Raw genomic sequence first — 4,618 nt, 5'->3', positions numbered from 1 at the left:
CACACACACCCCCCCAAACACCCCCCCCGGCCCCCCCACCCCCCCCCCCCGGGTCTCTTCCTCTGTAGCGGGGACAGGATTTGAACCTGCGACCTCTGGGTTATGAGCCCAGCGAGCTACCGAGCTGCTCCACCCCGCGTCGTTGTAAGGAAAGACTACCGGACGCCCTCAACCGGTTTTCAGGCACCCCTCCCTAGCGCCCTGCACCCCCGCTGGCCTGCCACAACTCACCCGCCCAGCAGACTCCCTCCCCCGATGGCCGCCCCCGCCATCACCCTCCGCAACCCACGCTCCGCAGCCCCATCTCGCGACACGCCCATCCTCTCCCGCGCCATCAAGGGACCTTCGCTATCGCCGACCAGTATCAAGGGACCTTTGCTCACGCGCCCGAGGAGCAAGGGACCTTTGCTATCGCTCGCCGACCCACCAGTCGCCACCCCGCAAAAACACCCCAACTACCACAACCCGCACCACACAACGACAACCCGCCGCCCACGCTCACCCTGCCCCGAAGCTCAGCGACCACACTCAACGCAACCAACACGCCAGACGTAACCACCGCGGCGGGGGATCCAAGGGGGCGGAGCCCCTCTTGGCGGGGCCCGGGGGTTCGACCCCCGAAGAAAACACGAAAGAGGCCCATGCTTGCGCGTTCCGCAAGCACGGGCCTCCGACCTCTGTAGCGGGGACAGGATTTGAACCTGCGACCTCTGGGTTATGAGCCCAGCGAGCTACCGAGCTGCTCCACCCCGCGTCGTGACACCTACCTTACGCCCGGGTTTCGGGCGGGCGCAAAGCAGGTGTCGATTACGTAAGCGACGTCACCCTCCCGAGGGCGGCGCGCCGCTGCTGGGCGGAGGCGACGACGGGGGTGTGCCGCCCTTGGCCGCCTCGTAGGCCTTGGCCGCGGCATCCAGCGCGGCCAGGGCGGCGCCCTGGTCGGTGAAGTTGCCGGACTGCTGCGCGGCCTTCAGCTTGCCAAGAGCCGCCTGGATGTCGGCGACGGCCTTGTCGAGCGCCGGGTTGCTGCCGCCGGTGGTGGGTGGCGGCTGGCTGGGCGTGCTGCTGGTCGGTGGTGTCGGGCTGGTGGTCGGCTGGCCGCCCTGGGGCGGTGCGGTGACCACCGAGCCCGCGCCGGGGCCGAAGACCTGGTCCAGTGCCTCGTTGAGGGTGGCCGCGAAACCGATCTTCGATCCGTACGCCACGAGGACGCGCGCCATCTGCGGATAGTTGGACAGCTGGTTGCGCTGTCTGATGTAGACCGGTTCGACGTACAGGAACCCGTTGCCGACCGGCAGCGTGATCAGGTTGCCGAAGATCGGGGTCACGCTGGGGTTGTTGAACAGGAACCGGTCCTGCGCGACGCGGGGGTCGCCCTGGAATCTGTTCTGCACTTGGACGGGACCGTCGACTTGGGTGGCCCCGCTGGCGGCGGTGGGTAGTTTGAGCACTCTCATCGTGCCGTAGTCGGCTGGGTCGGACGACACCGACATCCAGGCCGAGAGGTAGTTTCGTTGCAGACCCGTGAGCGGGCTCGTGAGCTGGAAGGTCGTCTGGTTCTCGCCCGGCGCGTCGGCGAGCACGTAGTAGCCGGGCTGGTTGGCTGCCCCGGCCGCACCGGGTGTCGCGCCGCCCTCCTGTGTCGGGTCCTGCGGGATGCTCCAGAAGGCCTGCTGGGCGTAGAACTCCTGCGGGCTGCCTACGTGGTACTTGGTCAGCAGGTCACGTTGCACTTTGAAGAGGTCTTCGGGGTACCGGAAGTGCGAGCGCAGTTCCGGGGAGATGTCCTTGCTGGGTTTGACCAACCCGGGGAACACCTTCTCCCAGGCCTTCAGCACGGGCTCGTTGTCGTCAAGCGAGTACAGCGACACCGTGCCGTTGAAAGCGTCCACAGTGGCCTTGACCGAGTTGCGGATGTAGTTGATCGAGCTGTTCGCCTGGCGCGTGGTGCCGTTGAGCGAGTCGTTGGTCGCGGCGCCGAGCTGGACCTGCTGGGAGTACGGGAAGTTGTTGAGGGTGGTGTATCCGTCGATGATCCACTGGATCTTGCCGTTCACGACCGCCGGATACGGATCGCCGTCGAGGGTGAGCCACGGCGCGACCTTGTTGACCCGCTGCCGCGGGTCCCGGTTGTACATGATCTTGGAGCCGTCGCCGATGGCGTCGGAGAACAGGATGTTCCGTTCGCCGTATTCGGCCGCGAAGGCGAGCCGGTTGAACCAGTTGTCGAGGGGCACGCCGCCGCTGCCCTTGTACAGGTAGCTGCGATCGTTGGCGGTGTCGTACTCGCCTGGTGCCTTGCCCGCCGGTCCACCGACGATCGCGTACGACGGGTCGGTGGTGAGCTCGCCGTAGTAGATGCGGGGCTCGTCGACACGGATACCCGGCGAGTTCGGCCCGGCGGAACCGGCGCCGGTCGGGTTCTGGGTGTCGCTGGTGGTGGCGATCGGGTAGCCGCCGTCGGAGTTGGCGTCCTTCACCGCGCGGTCGATCGTGTTGGCGGGCGCGGCGACGAAACCGTTGCCGTGGGTGTAGACGAGGTGCTTGTTGATCCAGGTGGTCTGGTTGCCGGTGAGGCCCTCGGTCTTGATCTCCTTGGCCGCGACGATGTAGTCCTGGGTGCGGCCGCCGATGGTGTACCGGTCGATGTCGAGCTTCGCCGGGAAGCCGTAGAAGTTCTCCCGGCCGACGCGCTGGGTGAAGGTGTCGCTCAGGATGTTCGGGTCGAGCAGCCGGATGTTGGACATCGTGCCGGTGTCCTGTTTGACATCGGCGGCGGTGGCCTCGGACTTGCCGCTGTAGTCCTGGTACTGGACCTTGGTCATGCCGAACGCCTGTTTCGTCGCGTCCATGTTGCGCTGGATGGACGTGGCTTCCTTCTCGTTGGCGTTGGGCTTGACCGAGAACTGGTCGAGGACCGCGGGCCAGGCGACGCCGACCAGGATGCTCGACAGGATGAGCAACACCAGCGCGATCGCCGGCAGCTGGAGGTTGCGCAGGAACGCACCGGCGAAGAAGGCGATCGCGCAGATCACCGAAATACAGAGCAGGATCAGTTTCGCCGGGAGCACCGCGTTGAGGTCGGTGTAGGTGGCGCCCGTGAACAGGCCGTTGGATCGGTCGGACAGCAGCAGGTTGTACCGATCGAAGAAGTACTCGACGGCCTTGAGCAGCACGAAGATGCCGACGGTGATGGCGAGCTGCGCGCGGGTGGGCCCGGCGAGCTGGCCGCCCTTGCCGGCGAGGCGGATCCCGCCGAAGACGTAATGGGCGATGAGCGCGCCGAAGAACGAGATGACGACCGTGATGAAGAGCCAGCCGAGCAGCCAGTTCACGAACGGGAGGTCGAAGGCGTAGAACCCGACGTCGTTGCCGAACTCGGGATCCTTCTGGCCGAACGACGTTCCATTGACGAACAGCTGGACGACCTGCCAGTCGCCCTGCGCGGACGCGCCGGCGATGAGACCGGTCAGCACCGGGATGCCGATGCCGAAGAGCCGGATACGGGCGACGATCGCGGACCGGTAGCGGGCCAGCGGGTCGTCGGTGCCGGACACCGGCACGAAGACAGGGCGCGTGCGGTAGGCGATCGTCAGGCTGGCCGCCAGCGCGCCACCGACGAAGATCCCCACGGCGAAGAACAGCACGATCCTGGTGACCAGCTGGGTGGTGAACACCGAGCGCGCGCCGACCTCGCCGAACCACAGCCAGTCGACATAGGTGTCGAGCAGTCTCGCCCCCAGGAGCAACGCCAGCACGATCACGGCGGCGATGACGAGGAGGATCCTGCTGCGCCGGGACAGCTTCGGCAGGCTCACGGGGGGCCGGGACGCCACGGCATAGCTCCTGTCTTCGTGAACACGTTCGCAGAGGGCGCACGCGCCCCTGATGCTCTAACTCTACGGATGCCACGCTGAGTTCCCGGGACCCGCCCAAACCGGACGTGGCACGGCGCGGCGACCACCCTCCTGGGACGATTGAGCCATGGCACCCAGTGAGCAGCAGCCGACGATCACCGCCATCGCCGGTCTGGCCCGCGAAGTAGAGGAATTCGTCGCCGCAGGGGGCTGGGACCAGCCGCCGCAACTGTTCGCGCTGGTGCCGACGGGCGCGTTGCTGGACGAACAACCGGAACTGGCCGGGCAACTGGACCCGGCGAACCCGCTCACCCCGGTCGCGCAGGAAGCCTTGCCCGAGGGCGACCTCGCCGAGGCACTGAGCCGGATCGCGTGGCCGGATGTCGTGACGGGCTGCGCGATCGCGCAGGAGATCATCGTGCTCCCGCCGGACGTCGAAGCCGAATTGCCGGACGTCTCCGAGGGCGACGCCGAACGCTTGCGCCGCGCCGCGGCCGACCATCCGCGCCGTACGGAGGCCCGGCTCGTGGCCGCCGTCCTCCGCGGCGGTGAAGCGGCTTGCGTCATGCGGCTGCGCGGAGTGGCGCCGTCTGGGGAAGCGGCCGAGCCCGGGACGCCGGGTGCCACCGGGGCCACTGAGGACGTCGTCGACGAGATCATCGAAAGCCCCGACCTCGCGCCGAATCTGCTCGAGGCGCTCAAGGCCACTCTGCTGCCCTGACCCACGAAGAGGAGCAAGGGACCTTTGCTATCGCCGGGCG

At 67.4% G+C, this 4,618-nt stretch carries 2 protein-coding genes and 2 tRNA genes; 1 reads left to right on the top strand and 3 read right to left on the bottom strand.

Annotation, left to right across the window (positions count from 1 at the left end):
- Nucleotides 1-65: 65 nt before the first annotated feature.
- The 3 genes from ACFWY9_RS34105 to ACFWY9_RS34095 all read right to left on the bottom strand — a co-directional run bounded on the left by ACFWY9_RS34105 (nt 66) and on the right by ACFWY9_RS34095 (nt 3,818).
- Nucleotides 66-139 (bottom strand) — tRNA-Met (locus ACFWY9_RS34105).
- A 541-nt stretch (nt 140-680) separates the two neighbouring features.
- Nucleotides 681-754 (bottom strand) — tRNA-Met (locus ACFWY9_RS34100).
- 67 nt (nt 755-821) lie between these two features.
- Nucleotides 822-3,818 (bottom strand): UPF0182 family protein, encoded by a 2,997-nt coding sequence (locus tag ACFWY9_RS34095; RefSeq protein ID WP_378330332.1) that lies wholly within the window; start codon nt 3,816-3,818, stop codon nt 822-824.
- Between the two features lie 166 nt (nt 3,819-3,984).
- On the opposite strand from ACFWY9_RS34095, the gene ACFWY9_RS34090 reads away from it, so the two are divergent.
- Nucleotides 3,985-4,578, top strand: a complete 594-nt coding sequence (locus ACFWY9_RS34090; protein WP_378330300.1) for a PPA1309 family protein — start codon at nt 3,985-3,987, stop codon at nt 4,576-4,578.
- Nucleotides 4,579-4,618 lie beyond the last annotated feature (40 nt).

Source organism: Amycolatopsis sp. NPDC059027 (assembly GCF_042739735.1).
Taxonomy (GTDB): domain Bacteria; phylum Actinomycetota; class Actinomycetes; order Mycobacteriales; family Pseudonocardiaceae; genus Amycolatopsis.
Note: the sequence above shows the minus strand (reverse complement) of the source record. Positions and strands in the feature narration are given on the sequence as shown.